The following is an 18,248-nucleotide window of genomic DNA, read 5'->3' on the forward strand; positions in this document are numbered from 1 at the left end:
ATTTGAGACAGCTTCTTTTTTATTCAACTTTATACCCATCCCTTCACAGCGCCTTCTCAGCATTCTATTCTTAAACAGTTTGAACCGACTTTTATACCCAGACTATTGGTGAAATCGCGCAGGTTTTGTATCTTAAACGTTCTAAACCGTTTCAATCATGAAAAGACGCAATTTTCTTCTTGCACCGATGGTGCTAGTAACTGCCCCAACATGGGCAAATAATGTTCAATCGGATGAAGATATCCAACCTACCACTATTGTCCACGTTGTGAATTTTTGGCTAAAAAAAGAGCTCAGTGAAAAAGAAAAAAAGAATTTTGTTGGATTTTTTGAGGAATTGCGCAAGATCGACGTCATCAAAACACTTAATTACGGCGTCCCGGCTCAAACAAACCCGCGACCTGTCGTAGACAACAGCTTCGACTATACCTTGATCGTCACTTTCAAAAACCTTAAAGATATTACCAGCTACGAGAAACATCCAATCCATTTAAAAGCGATCGAAAAATATCAGCATCTTTGGACAAAAGTAATGGTCAAAGATACCTCCATCATTAAATAAGGCCCCGGGCCTTAATTTCCAAATATTTATTGATGGAGTTGATGGTCAGGTTTTCGGGCGCTGTATAGATTGTCTGAAAGCCGTTGCGAATCAGTTCTTGTACGATAAGCTGTTTTTCATAGATAAACTTTTCAGCAATGACCTGATTGTAAATTTCGATTGTCTTTTTAGGCGTACTTTTCGCTAAATCCTCTATTTCTACGTTTTTAAAGACGACAACAACGATAATGTGGCTCCTATTCAACATCGACAGATAATTTATCTGACGTCTTAAGGAATCTAAGGTCTCAAAATTGGTATATACAAAAATAAGCGACCTCTTGTTAATATGCGCATTGGCATAACTATATAATCTTCCAAATTCAGACTCCTCAAATTTGGTCGACACCTGGTATAGTGCTTCTGAAATCTTATGCATTTGATTATTCCTCTTCTCTGCAGCTATAAATGCATTGATATCTTTTGAAAAGGTTAATAATCCAGCTCGGTCCTGCTTTAAGATGGTCGCATTGGAAAGAATAAGTGCAGCATTAATCGAGTAGTCCAATAAGGTAAGACCGTTGAATGGCATACGCATTGCCCGACCTAAGTCAATAAATGAATAGATCGGCTGAGACTTCTCCTCTTCATACTGATTGATCATCAGCTCCTTTACTTTTGCAGATGCCTTCCAGTTCATGTGCCTATAATCGTCCCCCTGCACATACTCTCTAACATGGTCAAATTCCATGGCTGAACCAATGCGTCGAATACGCTTTATCCCCAGTTCATTCAATCGGTTACTTGTTGCCAAAAGCTGATATTTTCGTAGTTGAATATAGGATGGATAACAGGGGATTTCCTGTTCTTGATTGGTAACAAACCTTCTTTTGAAAAATCCAAAACGTCTAACCAAAGCCATACAACGACCAAACTGATAAATTCCCCTTTGTGTAGGCCGCAAGGAAAATGAAATTTCAGAGCGTTGAAAAGCGGGTAAACTGGCTGCAAAATCCTTGTCCCGAATTTGGAGCTGCACCGGAAACTCCTCTAAAACATCTACTTTTGTTGCAAATGGATAAAAAGAGCTCACCATAAGCTTCATCGGGTTTTCATCTCCATTGGATAATTTTTCAGGATATATCCTTGTGATCTCAATTCTGCCCTTCCCTGAAAATAAGACAATAAAATCAAAAGCCAAAACAGCCAACCAGATCCAAAAGACAATCCAGGCCACAATCAACAATCCTTTAACGAAAAAAGAAAATGTAAAGAGTGTCGCTACCCCCAATAGGGAGTAGAAGAATTGATTTGTTAGAAAAAGCTGTTTTAGTTTCTTCATTATCTTGGAATTTCTACAGAATTTATGATTTGATCGATGACATAAGCGGTGGTAAATCCTTCCATTTCCCTTTCTGGAGTCAACATGACACGGTGGCCCAGTACGGCAGATGCTACCCTCCGAATATCCTCAGGAGTAACAAAGTCGCGGCCTGTTAACGCAGCTGAAGCCTTTGCTGATTCCAACAAAGCAATAGAAGCCCGCGGTGAGGCACCTAGTGTCAAACTTGGATTAGTTCGTGTTTTTATAATGACTTGAGCAATGTAAGTTAGCAACTCCTCGTGCACAAAAATAGACTTGATCAATTTCTGGAATTCTAAAATTTCTGTGGCCGAAACGACAGCCTGAACCTGATCCTCTTTATTCTGTGCTTTTTGAGCATGATGCTCCTTCAATATTTCCAATTCCTGTTCAAGTTCAGGATAGTTCACATTGATCTTAAACAAGAAACGGTCGAGCTGAGCTTCCGGCAATCGATAAGTACCTTCGTGTTCGATGGGATTTTGCGTCGCAAAAACAACAAACGGCCCTGGCAATTGATAGGTTGTTCCATCTACCGACACCTGTTGCTCCGCCATGCTTTCAAAAAGTGCTGCCTGGGTCTTTGCGGGAGCACGATTGATTTCATCGATTAAAACAATATTTGCAAAAATGGGGCCCCTACGAAATTCAAACTCATTACTTTTCAAATCGAGTATCGACGAACCGGTTACATCCGAGGGCATTAAATCCGGTGTAAATTGAATCCGCTTAAATTCACTGTGAATCGTTTTGGCGATCAATTTTGCGGATAATGTTTTCGCCATCCCGGGTAAGCCCTCGATCAAAGAATGCCCTGAGGCCAAGATCGAGATTAAGAGCATGTCAATCAATTGATCCTGCCCAACGATGACTTTTTTCACCTCCGACTTTACCTGCGCCATTTTATCGAATAAAACCGAGACATCTATTCGGTTTTCAAAAGATATATATTTATCGAAGTCACTCATATCATTTTTGCTTTATGTTTAAACTCTTCTATTGTATCATTAATCATCTTAAGATCAGCCACATCATGTTGTTTGGCATCTTGCATATGAACAATCAGCCTGATTAAAGACTGCGTCTCTAGGAGCGGAACTCCAGTCCGCTCAGCCAGCTCCTCACTGAACTCCTCTTCCCGCAACATCAGCGTGTCCAAATGAAACCGCATCCGAAGATCGTGCAGGAAGTAATCTATTTTTTTTGCGACCATATTACCTGGTGCGCCATTTTCATAATATAAAGTAGCAATGGTTCCACAAAAGTCCTTCGAGAGATTCGGTTCTGGGCTCACGACCGCCACGGCTCGCTGCTCTCGTCTACTTCGAAATACAAGCAAAAGAACTAGCCCCGCCAACAAAACATACCAAGCTTGCCTAAGACCATCATTCATAAGCAATACACGCAAAGGTGTCCGATATTGCTCCAAATTCGCTTTAAAATCATACCAAGCGATCGGCTTATCATTTAGATAAGATAACGACTTAGCAACATAGGCATATTGCGAAGCGGAATTCAGCAAGTAATAGTTTCCAAATAAATCAGGGGTCAGGTGCAGATAGAATGTCCCTTTACCAAATTGAACGGCTATGAAGTTCGGTAACATAAATTCCTTATAGGTAATCGCGCCCAAAATGGTCGCATGTTTAGGAAGTTTTTCGAATACTTCGCCAAGATCTGATTTACTATAATGAATTTTATTGTTATCGTTCATCAACCGCACACGCAGTTGGCTTTTTATATTCACACCTTTTTTAAAACCATAGAAGTTATCTGTTTTCAAACCGAGGGAATCCAACAGATAAGGATCAATATCCTCGGCTACAATCATTGCTTTCCCACCCCGGTTTACATAATCCAGTAATTTATCTTCCGCTGCTTCACCCATTGAAAAATAGGAGGTGTAAAAAAATAAGTTAGCGTCGGTTTTCTTTGTACTGTCCAAATATTCATACAATGGTCGCTCAATCGTTGTGTTCTTTTGATCAATGATATGCTTTAGTTCTTGACGTAGCACATAAGCGCCAAAAGGATTTTTATCTTTTGCATCAAAAGTCCGATCCCAGATAATAGGTTTCTTACTTGTTGCATCGATAAGGGCTATTAACACTAACACAACAGTCAATAATATCAATCCAAATTTTACCGATCCCTTCATTTAATTTGTTTTTGATACTGGTGAAACAATTGCTGATATTGATTAAAATTGTCCTCTGTTAATTCAAATTGACCAAACCAGACATAATCAAATATTCTTGTACATTCCGCAAATCCACGACGGAGCTCCTCGTTTTGAATCTCTTGTGTAAATTCAGCGTTCGTTTTGCTCAGCTTCCATTTGATATGATCGGATTGCGCTAGTTTCTGAATATTCAATAGCTGTAAGTACCGGATACCCAATGCATAATTCCTTTGAGCGATAGCCTCCTGAATATAAGGCTCCAGGTTGCTATTCATCAGGTTTCGCTCCACATACGCTAAAACGTCCAGTTCACTTTCCTCTTCACTATGCTTAATAAAATATTGTTTTCTGTTGTAGAGCACTTTATAAAGAATAAACGCTAATGCGATGACAGCTAAGAAGGCAAATACATAGCCAAACTCTTCCCGAAATTTATAAGGATTATCCGGCATGATACTCCCGATCCAATCGGCGAGCCGGGCAAGGATGCGTTGCAATACGCCCACCCGATCTTTAATATTTTCAGAATAAACAAAATCGTCTGTCTCGTAACGTTTGATGATATCCTGATAAGGATCCATTTTAAACGAACGTTCTTCGGTATATTTTGGAACCGAATCAAATAATGTTGGATCCCACAGGTCAATTTCGTCTTTTCCCTGTTGGCCATTAGGAGCCTTTACTGCAGAATCAATGCGGACAGAATCTGCTCCCACCAAGGTTGAATCTATTTGCACATTAAGTGAATCAATCCTATCGCTGTTGGAGTCCGTGTCCCTTGGCTTGGGATCACAGGCGTACATAATCGATAAACAGGCAATGCAGAAAAAAGACAAGAGTTTATTCATCTTTTCCTCCTATCTTTTCGATCATGCCATAAATACGTTCTCCAAATTTGAGATCCTTGGCTGTTTCATAAATAATACCATTGGCCAAAACGCCGGACATATAAAGAAAGAGCGTAAATAGTGTGATAAATAAGCCCCCAAATGTCATCAGGAGTTTTCCCCAGGATGAGTCAAAGAAAGCGGCATCTATTCCAAGGAAGTTAAATGACAAAAGCCCCATGATAATCAATGGTACAATGGAAATCATCATGACAGCCATTTGAAAAATAAAGTTCACAATGTAGGTTGCGATACCGTATTGAATCAATTTTTTGCTCAGCATGACATAGGCATCTGTAAAACAGCTTCCCAGATCCGAATAACCTTCCCGATAAAATAGAAAAGAGCAAAACAACCATATCCCAACCATCGAGCCCAATATACCAATGGCAAAACTTCCAATAAAAGGGATAAATGCACAAATCACAGCTACGATTGCCAGTGGGATAAAGACAACGATTAAAGCCAATATCATGGCAATCAAAAACATAAAGTATTTACCGAGGTTAGATCTGAAATTTCTGAATACTTCCGATCCTGAAAATGCTGTGCTTTTACGTTCTTTGAGTAGCATAAAATATTCAATGGAAATACCATAAACGTACAATCCCAAAGCGATCAATGCCAAAATGAGTAATCCAGCCCAAGTAAAAGCATCGATATCCTCAAAAGAATCGCTATTAGCCGAAAAAGTGATTTTTGTAGAAAGAAAATAGTAAACTAAAGCAATCGCTGCTAGGGGAACCGCAGATAAACCAAAAATAGTAGAAACAAAGTGCTTATAGATCAATTTAAAAAGATCTATGAAACTTTGGATAAAGTCCCCCACCTTCCGTTCTTTTTGAAACTCAAAATCTATTTCCATTGAAATCGTTTTGCTAGTCGATAAGGATTAATAACATAAAAATAAAGGATAGCCAGTACGGATAAAACGATAATTATTAAACATAACCAAATTGACATATTATAATACCGTGTTACAAAACCTTCCAATGTTCCGGCTATAATAAAAAAAGGAATCGTGCTGACGAGAACTTTCATTGCAATCTTTGCTGTACGGACAAACGATGTCAAACGTGTAAACGATTTGGGAAATAGAATGCTATTACCGATGGCCAATCCGCATCCTCCTGCCACAATAATTACCGAAATCTCAATAGTGCCATGAATCCAAATCGCCGACATGGCTTTCCCCATAACGCCATACTGGAAAAACATATGGTGAAATGCACCAAGCATAATACCATTGCTAAACAGCACATAACCTGTCCCTACACTGAAAAATAGTCCGGCAGCAAAGGCCATAAAAGCAACCCGCACATTATTAATCGTAATCCAAATCGCTGATCCAAAGTTGCTCCCCTTCCCATATACTGCAGCAGGATCTCCTGCTTTTATACTTTCTATCGTCGAATCGACATAGTAGTCACCTAAAATAAGCCGAATAAAATCCATATCGTATACAGACGATACAAAACCAATGACTGAAGCCAAAACAAAAATTAAGAAGGAGTACAACAAAGGTCTACGGATTGACCAGATCGCCTGCGGTATCTCTTCATTGATAAAAGATTTAAACTTATTATTGGAAGCTTTCTGATCTTTATAGATTTTCTGATGCACGGTCACTGCCAGTTCATTCAGGTAAGCCTTTACCTTACTTTCAGGATAAAAAGTTTGTGCATACGCCAGATCATTAGTGAGCTCAATGTAATTTGAGGCCAGTTCATCTGGATCAACCTGCATATTAATTGATAAATTATTTTCAATTAACGTCCATTTTTCTTTATTTCGTTCTACAAAGGATGCTTCTCTCATTAATTTTTTTAACTGGCTGAACCAAATATAGGAAATATCCATGATTGAAAAGCACAAATTGGAGCTAAAATGACCTAGAAATTCTATATTGCTATTAAACTCAAATAATTTACATATGAATAAGCTTGAGATAAATACAGCACAAAATGTAAAAATCGAATATAATCTTGCCAGTCTTGGTTCAAGAATGATCGCTTTTGCAATAGATTATTTTATTATAGTCTGTTATTATTTCTTTTGCTTCTTTCTCTTGGACAGCATAAACATGAACGCAGGAGATCCCTATCTTTTTTATGGCGTTATGATGGCATTGACCCTACCCGCGTTTTTTTACACATTGATTACCGAAACCGCCTTTGGTGGTCAGACAGTAGGTAAGAAAATCATGAAAATAAAGGTCGTTAAACTTGACGGTTCGCGAGCCAACTTTTATCAATACTTGTCCAGATGGAGTCTATCTATTGTAGATATTTGGATGACGATGGGTGGTGTCGCCATTACCTCGATCGTTTTATCCAAAAATGGGCAACGCATTGGAGATATTGCCGCAGAAACTTCCGTTATCAGCCTCAAACCTACATTAAAATTGAGCGACACAATTTACGAAGAGACTTTCGACAATCATCCAATTCTATTTCCACAGGTTATCAAATTGAGCGACAAGGATGCTAATTCGGTCAAAGAGATCTACCAAACAGCTTTTGATAGAAGAGATGTGGGCATTTTAACAGCTTTGGTCCAGCGTCTTGAGGCGGTTATGGAAGTCAAACATCCTGAAAAAATGACTCCCAACGACTTCGTGCTGCAGGTCATGAAAGATCATTACAGCATGTTTAAGGATAAATAGTTTTTACGCTCATAGTTGATTCTGCATTCTCTCGGTTAAAAAACGGATATCAATCGGAGCTCGTTCGGTGTTTCTTCGCTTGCAACCGAAGAAGTACCGAACGAGCTCCGAACAAGTACCGAATAAGCACCGAGTAATCTCCGAAACTGATCGCTATGTCTTATCCATTTTTACAGGTTAATTCTTGAGGTAAAGTAAGAACCGTATTAGACCTTTTGTAAACATTTTTCAGGGATGGACAGGTAATTCTTGATGTGATTCCGATTTTTCGTTCATAAAAAATGCCCTCAAAAAGTTGGACACTTTTTGAGGGCACAGCAAAATAATTCCTTTTTTTATACTGAATATTTTGTTACGCGGTCACTGAAGCCGCAGAAGTCTGCACCTGACGGTCAACCTTCTTAACCAATCCCTGCAATACATTTCCTGGACCGACTTCTACAAAAGCTGTTGCACCATCGGCCAACATATTTTGTACTGTCTGCGTCCACCGTACAGCGCCAGTTAATTGCGCAATAAGATTTTCCTTGATAACCGCTGGATCTGTCTGTGGTTTGGCATCTATATTTTGATAAATCGGACAGCTAGGCGACAAAATGTCTACAGCTTCGATAGCCGCCTGCAATTCGACTTTGGCAGATTCCATCAATGGTGAGTGAAATGCTCCACCAACATTTAGCTTTAATGCGCGCTTAGCACCGGCCTCGGTCAGCAAAGCACAAGCTTTATCCACACCTTCAATAGATCCCGAAATCACCAATTGTCCGGGACAGTTATAATTCGCTGCCACCACAACGTCATCAACTTTAGCACAGATCTCTTCCACTATAGCATCTTCCAGACCTAATATCGCAGCCATCGTTGAAGGCTGAAGCTCACATGCTTTTTGCATCGCGTTGGCGCGTTGTGCAACCAATTTCAAGCCATCTTCAAAGCTCAGTGCGCCCGCTGCTACCAAAGCCGAAAACTCACCCAATGAGTGACCTGCAACCATGTCCGGTTGAAAAGACTCTCCCAATGCTTTTGCCAAAATGACCGAATGCAAGAAAATAGCCGGTTGGGTTACGTTGGTTTGTTTCAACTCCTCGTCTGTACCGGAAAACATGACATCCGTGATGCGAAATCCTAAAATATCGTTAGCCTGTTCGAACAAAGCTTTCGTTTCATCATTTAAATTATACAGGTCTTGCCCCATTCCAACAAATTGGGCCCCTTGACCAGGAAATACATATGCTGTTTTCATCCCTTATATTTTTTATTCGTTTATTTGTCTGCTACAATAGGTATTGAATCTGCTTTCTGCAGTCAATGGTTGATGAGAACGAATTCCCGTAAGCGCAAACTTAGATAAATTGCTTTTTATATGCAATATAAATTCATTTCAGCCAGCTATATTCCCATCTTCGGCCGTTCGATCTCATATTGTTCATCTCCTCAGAAGGATCTATCGATCCTTAAATTCAGTCTTCGGGAACAAAACTTAGCGATAACATCTTCTTGGGGTCAAATACATCTTGCGCTATTTCCAGCAGCCCTGTATTAGTCAAGTCCTGAATTTTTTCAATTACTTCGTCCAATAAGATGACACGATCATAGTCCATCACGTTTTTCGCGGCAGAGATAATCATACTCATACGGTTCTCTTCGGTCAAAGCAATCTGACCAATAAATTTCTGCTTCGCCTTTTTTACTGCAGTTTCGGATAGCGGTTGCTCGGTTAGCTTCGCTAGTTCTTTAAAGACGAGTTTTTTAGCTTTTTCAACTTTTTCTTCATCGGTACCGAGGTAAATACTAAATAACCCTGTATCCGAAAAAATAGTATAATTAGATTCAATGGTATAGGCTATTCCATATTTCTCCCGAATAGAAAGATTCAGAATAGAACCCATTCCCATGCCGCCAAGCATATTGTTCAAAAGCAACAGCCCTGTCTTACGCTCATCACGATAACCGTAAGCCAAAGATCCAAGCATGTAATGAACCTGATTAATTGGTTTTGCAACTGCAAGATGCTGTTCAATAATTGGATTGACATCGTTTCTCATCCGCATAATTGTATTTGCTGGAACACCACCAAAGATCTTGTGCAACAATCGCTCAACTTCTTTTAGCGTATAATTACCTGTGATACCAATAACCATTTCATTTGTATCATAGTTTGCCTGCATAAAGTCTACGATATCGCCCTTTTGTAGTGCGAGAAGCTGATCTTCCAGTCCCAAAATATTGTGTCCTAAACCCGACCCCTGAAAAACCAGATCCTCAAAATCGTCTACAATAGACTCTTCTGGGCTATCCAGGTAAGACGCCATTTCATCTACAATGACAGATTTTTCTTTATCCAATTCTATATCGGGAAAAGTGGAATGAAAAAAGATATCTTCAAAAAGATCTAAGGCACGACTTAAATAAGGCTGAAGAATAGAGGCATGTACACAGGTATATTCCTTCGTTGTATAAGCATTCAAATCTCCGCCAACGGATTCCAAATGATTTATAATCTGTTGTGTAGAGCGTCTTTCTGTTCGTTTGAATAAAAGATGCTCAATAAAATGGGCTACACCATATTTTCCAGCAGACTCATCCCGAGACCCCGCATTGATGACCATGCAGACATGTGTAACCGGTAAATTCTGATATTGAAATACTACGCGTATTCCGTTTGAAAGTCTAATAATTTCGTATTCCATGCAGTATAAACTTGCTGTAACTTCTTTAGTCTATCTATTTTGTGTGCCCGTTAGCCTTGACTATCTCCTCCAAAAAAATATACAATCGTACATTCTTTCGCCACTTTGCTCAATCTTCAAATCATAGGGCACATGAAGTGATCACAAAACTAGGCATTTTTAAACGCAAAACGGTCATAGCGAAATCACTATGACCGTTTTTATATCCTATAGCAATAAGATTATTCAAATTACATACGCGGTGGTCTCATTCCGCCTGGGAATCTGTTCTCGCCTTCAGGGTTCCCCATAGCGAATTTTTGGAACTTGTAGGTAAACAAAATCATAAAATATCGTCCCAAACGGTTGGTACGGCTATCTGTAATCATAGATTCGCTCACTGTCCGGGAAACATTCGTTTGCTGATTCAATAAGTCAAATGCTTGTAAACGTACTGTACCACGTTGTTGACTCAAGAACTTCTGCTCAAGGTACGTATTGATGACAAACGGGTTTGCATTGATACCGGCTCCATAACCACTATTGAATTGCTTCGATAGATCCGCTCCGAAAATTGTAGTTTTTGTGATGTTAACAGAGCCAATCAATGTGGGTGTCCAAGAAGAAACATTCGTCGTACGATTTGTCAATGAATTCTCCGTATGATTAAATTGGTAGCGTACTCCCGGATTGATTTCCAAATTCTCCGAAGGGTTGTATCTAAACATCAAACCTTGATTTAATACAATATTCCGGGCAACATTCTTTTGACCGATGTTATCATCTTTCTCCGTAGAAACATATCCAATATTTTTGTTGTAGGACACCCCGCCCATTAACATAATATTATATGTTTTTTCTTTCAATGACTTTCCGTAATGATAAAAAGAACTCACATTAAATGGTTTATCGCTTGTTTCATTCAAGTAGCCAGTTTCGGATACTAACGTAGAATTTGTTTGTCCAGTTTGATAGTCCATTAAATCATCAAAATAGCTTTTGCTCAAGCTCACAATCTTGTTGTTAGTCAAACCGGCATTAACGAACGCAAAGAAGTTATTTCCTTTTTGAAAATCATTTTTACGGAACCGTACATTCAATTGATGGCTAAATTCCGGATTCAGATTGGCGTTACCGATTACGATACTGGTCCGATTTGTACTCATATCAAAGGGCAAGATCTGCGTTACTGAAGGCTCATTCGGTGTTCCCGAATAATTGACAGAGATATTGGACTGTCTCGAAAATTTATACTCAAAACGTGCAATAGGCATCCAGTTCATATTGTTGCGATGAATTGGAACGACTAAGCCTGAACTGATCGCATCTCCTCTTAATTGGGAAGGTTGAGCTGCTGCTCCAATGGAATAGGTTATTTTATCGCCACTATACAAATAGTTTGCCCCTATTTTATGTGTTGTGAAGGAATAATCGTAATTATAATCAAAATTCAACTTCGGGTCTTCTGCTATAAGGTTTCCATCGCGGTCAAATCCTTGCTGTTTGTTCGAATTATCATACTTATTTTTGTTGAAATCATAGGTAAACTCTACTTTTCCTTTCTCGGAAACAGGTTCAGTATAATTCACCGAGGCTCCTCCATTCCAACTTTTATTATTAGCTTCCAGAATCGTCTTCTCATAGATCGAATCTAAGGGAGCATTTGCATTGTTGGGATCGGCCAACAACCTATCCAGAATGGCATTCTGATCTTTCGTTGTTTTTGCATTATTGAAGTTCATGTTTACAAAAACATTCCTTCCTTTATCATTAAATTTATGATTGTATAAACCGCTAATCCCAAATCTCGGTGCAGTGGAATTGGCAACAATATCTTGCGCCTGAGAATTATTAAATACACTACTACGATACGTGAGCGAATTCGTACCTGTCGTTGCATCGCTCTTGTCGTAGCCAAACTGAGGCGATATTTTGATATAATCTTTCGTTGTAGGCTTCCATTCGACATTTGCTTCGAAACGATGGCTATCACCAACCGTGTTCGAATTGGATGTCACACTGTCCGTCTGCATGATATTAGGCAGTGTATTTTCCTGAAAACGTTGGGATAGTGTTGTATTGTTGCTATGGCTAAAACTATAGCTACCGTAAACAGTCAGTTTATCATTAAAGTCTTTGCGGTAATTCAGTCCTATGGAACCAATTTTTGTCAAACCGTCCGAGCCACCAAACATACCACCACCTCGGCGGCCGCCACCACCCTGGCCACGGCGGGCGCCACCACCTACAGTACTAAAATCGAATAAGGGGGCATTGGTATTGTTCAAATTCCCCAGCACCGAAATTTGTTCACCTTCACGCATCCCCATCCACATACCGGTAGCCTGATAGCGATCTTCTGTTCCCACGCCAGCCCGTAGGGTAGTCATATGCCCAGTATTGTATTTGGGATCTATCTGAATATTCAACACCTTTTCCGAATCACCGTTTTTATTGCCAGTGACATTGGCCATATCACCATAATCATCGATGACCTGCATCTTTTGGATAATATTTGCAGGTAAATTTTGGGTAGCTGTCTTTACATCTCCACCAAAAAAGTCCTTACCATTAATACGAACCCGCTTTACGGATTCACCTTGTGCTGTAACGTTACCATCTTTATCCACTTCGACTCCCTGTAACTTTTTCAACGCGTCTTCCGCAACGGCGCCATCGCGGAGCTTTAGATCTTTCATGGTGTATTCCAGGGTATCACTTTTAACAACGACAGTAGGGACACCATCAACCACAACTTCCTGCAGCATCTGTGAATTCTGTTGTAAAGTTAAACTTGGAATTATATATTTTGACTCGCCTTTAGGAATACTAAATTCCTTTTCAAAGCGCTCGAAGCCTAAGTTTGAAACGGTAATTTTAAAGGTATCGGATTTGATCTTATCAAAGATAAAAATCCCCGCCATATTGGATCCTGTAGTCATAGAATCCAACTTTGACGTCAGCTTAACCGTCGCCCCGGCAACAATTCGATTCTTGTCATCTTTCAAGATTCCCTGTACGCTATTCGTCTGGCCATAAACAGTCCATCCCATCAGCATACTAAACAACAAAAGCATAAAGCCTCTCATAATATGTATTTTTATATTTCTATAATTGTTAAATCTTTGACACCAAAACTATTGCCCAAGTTTAATATTGAAACAATATGGCCCAGACCGGAACAACTTCTTATTTTGCTAATGAAAATTATTCCATCATATTAATAGTCTAGTGCTCTAAATCTTTACAAAAGAAGACATTATTAGTGTTAATTAATGTAAATGGCCAATATTCACACAGAAGTTACAATAAATAACTCCAAATTTATTTGTAATTTCGGCTATTTTAAGAATCGCATATGCTATTATCATATTATCAGGAACAGTGGATTGAAGCCGGTTGTGACGAAGCTGGAAGGGGCTGTCTGGCAGGGCCCGTTTTCGCTGCAGCAGTGATTTTCCCAACAGACTATTACCACGATCTCCTTAACGACTCCAAACAACTTAGTGAGAAAAAAAGGATGATGTTGCGGCCAATTATCGAACGCGAAGCTCTCGCATTTGCAGTTGCCAGTGTTTCAGCCGAAGAAATAGATCGCATAAACATCCATAATGCAAGCTACTTAGCCATGCACAAGGCGCTTGATCTCTTAAAGACCAAAGCGGAGTATATCATCGTTGACGGAAATAAGTTTATTCCCTATCAACAAATTCCGCATACATGTATCGTCAAGGGGGATGGCAAGTATGTGTCGATCGCAGCTGCTTCAATTCTGGCCAAAACTTATCGGGATGAATATATGGACAACATTGCTGTGGATTATCCCCACTACGACTGGCTCAACAACAAAGGGTACCCAACAGTTAAACACAGAACAGCTGTATTGGCGCATGGGTCTACGCCACATCATAGAAAAAGCTTTAGAATAACTGATCCACAACTCAAATTATTCTAAAGCTCACACAATAAAAAGAAACAGCAGCTAAGCCACTGTTTCTTTTTTATTCCCTTTAAAGGAGAAATATATCGCCGCCCCTATTCCCAATACTAGAACAATAGACGAGATTAAAGTCAATACATTACCCAATTTGTGCGACTCTGGATCAAAAACAAATTCTACCTTATGCGTTCCTGCAGGTAACTGCAGTGCTCTTAAGATATAATCCGCACGAATAATAGGCGTTTCCTTTCCATCCACATAAGCTTTCCACCCTTTATCGTAAAATACTTCAGAAAATACCGCAAAGGCATCATTGGCAGATGTATATTCATATTGCATTTTATCGGGATGGTAGGAGGTCAACTTAATCTCTCCTGTCGTTGAAGCATTCGAAGTTTTAGCCTTAATCTCATTTTGATATTGTTGATTCACAAAGGCCTCCTTATGTGGGTCAAACGAACTGATTGCCTGCATTTCTTCGGCATTTCCTTTTACAAAACTTACCCGATCTACAAACCAAGCATTTCCTGCAGCTGTACTTCTTCTTACAATACGTTGTGACTGATTCTGAGGATCTGTCGTAATCAAATAACGTACGTTGAACATATCCAATACATCTTCGTTAAGGGCGCCATTAAATTGATTTTCCAAAATTTCCTGGAAACGCATTAATTTTGCTGCATGGTATCCGCCTAAGGATTTATGGAAGTAGGACGGCCGGGCATCCGAAAACGGATCCGAAGTCAAGTCAAGCACGCGGTAGCTTGGATCTTTATCCATTAAGATCAATTGATCCACTTCACGTTGTTGGAATACTTGCTGTGCTGTAGCCCCCTTCTCCATAAAAGATTTATCATTCAAGAAGCGCTTATCTACACTCCATAAATCAAACAGGAATAAGACGAGCAAAGCCCCTAATAATACACCCTCGCTCAGTTTTTTCTTTAAAAAGACCCAAACGAATCCAAAGGTCAGCAAAACAATGAAAAAAGAACGGTAGGCATCTTTACTCGCGATATCTTTGCGATCCAGAACCAACTGGTTTGCCAACTCTGTCGCAAAGGCCTTATCACCGATTTGACGCTCTAACATTTCTACCAAATTGCTATGCCCCGCATTTCCAAAATTCAAAAAGAGATCCGGCATTATGGCAATCAACAGACAGACTCCACCGACTCCAATAAAAGTATATAAGATTTTTTTATCTAAGTTTGGTATCTCCTTAGCACGTGTTAACAGTTCATTTAATGCCATAATCGCCATCATTGGCACTGTAATAGAAACCACAACAAGAATAGATTCAACAGCCCTAAACTTATTGTACATGGGGAAATAGTCAAAGAACAGATCCGATACAAGGGTAAAGTTTTTTCCAAATGACAAAAGCAATGCTAAAATGGTTGTTGCCAAAATCCACCACTTGAAGCGATCCTTGACAATAACAAGGCCCAACACAAATAGGAAGAAAACTCCTGCCCCAAAATACCATGGTCCCGAAGTAAAACGTTTGTCGCCCCAATAGGTTGGCATGCCTTGCGCCATCTGGCCAGCTTGAATCTCCGACGCCCCTCCTCGTTCCATTAAGAACTTAGCGACATGTGATTTCTCGTCCAATTGTCCTCCAGTTGAACCACCATAGGCATTCGGAATTAAAAAGGTAATGGTTTCACCAATCCCTTGGCTCCACTCATAGGCATATTCTTTATCAAGCCCTTTCTCTTTAGCATTGTTGTTATCAACCTTCGTGATATTGGCATGCCCACGCGTACTTAATTTACTATATTCCCAAGTCGGCAATAAAATAGATGCATTTACCATCAAAGCGATGACCACTGCAATAATCTGCCTTCCTGAAGCTATAAAAAAACCTTTTAATTGCTTTTGTTTAAGTGCATCGATGAACGTGAAAATCACGTATACCATGAGGACAATCAACAGATAATAGGTTGTCTGTAAGTGATTGACGCGAATTTCCAGCGAAAGAAACAACGCCAATAATACAGGCCCCCACAATTTACTTCCCCGGTAACACATAATAACCGCAGCAATAACAGGCGGAATAAATGCGATTGCATTGGCCCTTGTTATATGCCCAGCTTCAATATAAATAAAATTATAGGATGTAAATGCAATGGCTATTGCGCCGACTGCGGCAAGCCAGGGTTTGATCCGTAAGACACTAAAAAGGAAATAAGCCCCCAACAAATAAAATAGCACCGTATCCATTGGGCTCGGAAAGGCGAACTTAACCGCTTTTAAGAAATAGGTACCAATGTTATTCTCATTTTCTTGCCAAATTTGATAAGTCGGCATTCCGCCAAACATCGAGTTAGTCCATAAGGGCGCTTTACCATCCTTTGCCTTAAAATCAAATAATTCCTTCTGCGCCGCCTGCGCCTGTACCACATCCGACTGCGCCAGTGTTTTTCCTTGCCAAACAGGGGTAAAATAAAAAAATACGAGCGCAATAAATATCGCAATAACGATCAAATGTGCTGAATTCGCCTTAAACCAATTTTTCATCCGTATAAATTTGTCATTTTAAGGTGATGAATATATCTAATTTATTCAACTTACCAAATAATCGTTCATTCATAACTTGCTTTTCGTTGTATCTATGAACACATTATTCGCGGTTTGATAAATCTCGATGATTTCATTTACCTTCTTAGGTTGTTTAAAAGTCTTAAAAGCCAAACTTAGATAAATTTGTTTTTATATACAATTATAATTATCGCTCAGTGTCCTGTTAACAGCAAGGTGTTAGCTGTATTGACTCGGCAATCGATCGCTCTTCCTTTTAAATACATAAATAGAAGGTATCTAGAAAAACCGGGCCAAGCCTTTGGGCACTCAATAGCTGAAAGGTTGCCTTAGCGAGGGACACATAAAAAAGGGAGCAAAATTTTTTGCCCCCTTGTAATTAAGATCTCATTTTTACCGCCGTTCCCGTTGCGCCCACCATCATCATTCCTCCTGTTCCTACCGTCTGGAAGTCCAGTCGAACCCCAACGACCGCATCAGCGCCCAAGGCGCGTGCACGGTCTTCAAGTTCACGCAGCGCTGCTTCACGGGTTTCCTGGAATGCGCGTTCATAAGAGTTGGATCTTCCGCCAAAAAAATCGCGAAAACCCGCCATCATATCCTTGATTGCATTTGCCCCCAGAACCACTTCGGAAGAGACTATTCCCAAATAGCGTTCAATTTGGTGTCCCTCAATAGTACCTGTTGTTGTCAATAACATATTTTATTCTCCTTTTTGAATTAACTTATTAATATTGGATAGCTCACCAAAAACAACCAAAATATCACCCTCTTCCATGATCGTTTCCGATGCGGCAATTCCTGAAGCTTCTTTTTGTTCTTTAGTCACACCATCCTTTTTCATTTCTGTAATTTTCACGGTGGTTAAGACGATCACCTTGTATAAATTCGTCAGGTTCGCTTCACGCAAGGTCATCCCCACGTAACGCGCCGGAACTTTAGTCTCCACAATAGAGTATTTATCCGAGACTTTAAACGAATCGACGATATCAATATTGTCTAAACGCATTGCCAACCGCTCAGCAGCCTCTTCTTCCGGCATGATATATTCATTGATTTCCATGGCCTCCAACACAGTTTTTTGTAAATCTGAAACAATTCGACCAATGATGCGTTTAACTTTCAACTGTTTTAAGAGCGCCACGGTCATGAGCGAAGCTCCCTCATCCTCTCCAATTGCAACAATGACAGCATGAGCATCTTTAAGCGGTAATGACGATACCGCTTCTCGGTCGGTGGTATCTAGGCATACCGTGTGCGTTATCTTGTCCTTTAATTGTTCAACGATACTGAGATTTCGGTCGGCACCAATCACCTCATGCCCGAGTTCAGTAAGATGTACCCCTAAAGAACGTCCAAAATGCCCCAATCCTAAAACAATATACTTCATATCTCAAACTAAAATAAATTTACCTTTATTTCCAAGCTATCTTTCAATTTATATGCTCATATTCCGC

At 39.8% G+C, this 18,248-nt stretch carries 15 protein-coding genes; 3 read left to right on the forward strand and 12 right to left on the reverse strand.

The window, feature by feature from the left end; all coding sequences use genetic code 11:
- The first annotated feature begins 157 nt into the window (after positions 1-157).
- Positions 158-562, forward strand: a complete 405-nt coding sequence (locus B3E92_RS21445; RefSeq protein WP_286767455.1) for a Dabb family protein — start codon at positions 158-160, stop codon at positions 560-562.
- Here the strand turns inward: B3E92_RS21445 and B3E92_RS21450 are convergent.
- The 6 genes from B3E92_RS21450 to B3E92_RS21475 are packed head-to-tail and all read right to left on the reverse strand — an operon-like array spanning position 555 to position 6,791.
- Positions 555-1,883: a DUF58 domain-containing protein gene (locus tag B3E92_RS21450; RefSeq protein ID WP_286898252.1), complete on the reverse strand. Its 1,329-nt coding sequence runs from the start codon at positions 1,881-1,883 to the stop codon at positions 555-557. The genes B3E92_RS21445 and B3E92_RS21450 overlap by 8 nt on opposite strands.
- Positions 1,883-2,872, reverse strand: a complete 990-nt coding sequence (locus B3E92_RS21455) for an AAA family ATPase (RefSeq protein WP_286898254.1) — start codon at positions 2,870-2,872, stop codon at positions 1,883-1,885. The genes B3E92_RS21450 and B3E92_RS21455 overlap by 1 nt, the downstream gene beginning before the upstream one ends.
- Complete coding sequence (locus B3E92_RS21460) at positions 2,869-4,062, reverse strand: DUF4350 domain-containing protein (RefSeq protein WP_286767453.1); 1,194 nt, start codon at positions 4,060-4,062, stop codon at positions 2,869-2,871. The genes B3E92_RS21455 and B3E92_RS21460 overlap by 4 nt, the downstream gene beginning before the upstream one ends.
- A complete protein-coding gene (locus tag B3E92_RS21465; RefSeq protein WP_286767452.1) occupies positions 4,059-4,934 on the reverse strand; it encodes a DUF4129 domain-containing protein in 876 nt (291 codons plus the stop codon). The genes B3E92_RS21460 and B3E92_RS21465 overlap by 4 nt, the downstream gene beginning before the upstream one ends.
- Entirely contained in the window at positions 4,927-5,838 is a 912-nt protein-coding gene (locus tag B3E92_RS21470) for an ABC transporter permease (RefSeq protein ID WP_286752832.1), read from the reverse strand. The genes B3E92_RS21465 and B3E92_RS21470 overlap by 8 nt, the downstream gene beginning before the upstream one ends.
- Positions 5,829-6,791: a stage II sporulation protein M gene (locus tag B3E92_RS21475; protein ID WP_115049359.1), complete on the reverse strand. Its 963-nt coding sequence runs from the start codon at positions 6,789-6,791 to the stop codon at positions 5,829-5,831. Before B3E92_RS21475 ends, B3E92_RS21470 begins: the two co-directional genes overlap by 10 nt.
- Positions 6,792-6,906: 115 nt before the next feature.
- On the opposite strand from B3E92_RS21475, the gene B3E92_RS21480 reads away from it, so the two are divergent.
- Positions 6,907-7,638: an RDD family protein gene (locus tag B3E92_RS21480; RefSeq protein ID WP_115046318.1), complete on the forward strand. Its 732-nt coding sequence runs from the start codon at positions 6,907-6,909 to the stop codon at positions 7,636-7,638.
- A gap of 352 nt (positions 7,639-7,990) precedes the next feature.
- On the opposite strand, the gene fabD is transcribed toward B3E92_RS21480, so the two are convergent.
- The 3 genes from fabD to B3E92_RS21495 form a co-directional block, all read right to left on the reverse strand.
- Positions 7,991-8,881 (reverse strand): ACP S-malonyltransferase, encoded by an 891-nt coding sequence (gene fabD / locus B3E92_RS21485; protein WP_070560944.1) that lies wholly within the window; start codon positions 8,879-8,881, stop codon positions 7,991-7,993.
- Between the two features lie 217 nt (positions 8,882-9,098).
- The gene (locus tag B3E92_RS21490) at positions 9,099-10,328 is read right to left on the reverse strand and encodes a M16 family metallopeptidase (RefSeq protein WP_070560942.1); all 1,230 of its coding nucleotides are present in this window, start codon (positions 10,326-10,328) and stop codon (positions 9,099-9,101) included.
- A 230-nt stretch (positions 10,329-10,558) separates the two neighbouring features.
- Positions 10,559-13,396, reverse strand: coding sequence for an outer membrane beta-barrel protein (locus B3E92_RS21495; RefSeq protein ID WP_286709829.1), 2,838 nt, complete (start codon positions 13,394-13,396; stop codon positions 10,559-10,561).
- Between the two features lie 269 nt (positions 13,397-13,665).
- Here B3E92_RS21495 and B3E92_RS21500 point away from each other — a divergent pair, with 269 nt between their 5' ends.
- Complete coding sequence (locus B3E92_RS21500; RefSeq protein WP_286898256.1) at positions 13,666-14,262, forward strand: ribonuclease HII; 597 nt, start codon at positions 13,666-13,668, stop codon at positions 14,260-14,262.
- 27 nt (positions 14,263-14,289) lie between these two features.
- On the opposite strand, the gene B3E92_RS21505 is transcribed toward B3E92_RS21500, so the two are convergent.
- The 3 genes from B3E92_RS21505 to B3E92_RS21515 all read right to left on the reverse strand — a co-directional run bounded on the left by B3E92_RS21505 (position 14,290) and on the right by B3E92_RS21515 (position 18,181).
- The gene (locus tag B3E92_RS21505; RefSeq protein ID WP_070560936.1) at positions 14,290-16,770 is read right to left on the reverse strand and encodes a YfhO family protein; all 2,481 of its coding nucleotides are present in this window, start codon (positions 16,768-16,770) and stop codon (positions 14,290-14,292) included.
- 400 nt (positions 16,771-17,170) lie between these two features.
- On the reverse strand, positions 17,171-17,491 hold the full coding sequence (locus B3E92_RS21510; protein WP_046673052.1) for a YbjQ family protein: 321 nt from the start codon (positions 17,489-17,491) through the stop codon (positions 17,171-17,173).
- Positions 17,492-17,494: 3 nt separating this feature from the next.
- On the reverse strand, positions 17,495-18,181 hold the full coding sequence (locus tag B3E92_RS21515) for a potassium channel family protein (RefSeq protein ID WP_046673051.1): 687 nt from the start codon (positions 18,179-18,181) through the stop codon (positions 17,495-17,497).
- Between the last annotated feature and the right edge of the window lie 67 nt (positions 18,182-18,248).

Origin of the sequence: Sphingobacterium sp. UBA6317 (assembly GCF_002440385.1) — a bacterium.
Classification (GTDB): Bacteria; Bacteroidota; Bacteroidia; order Sphingobacteriales; family Sphingobacteriaceae; genus Sphingobacterium; species Sphingobacterium multivorum.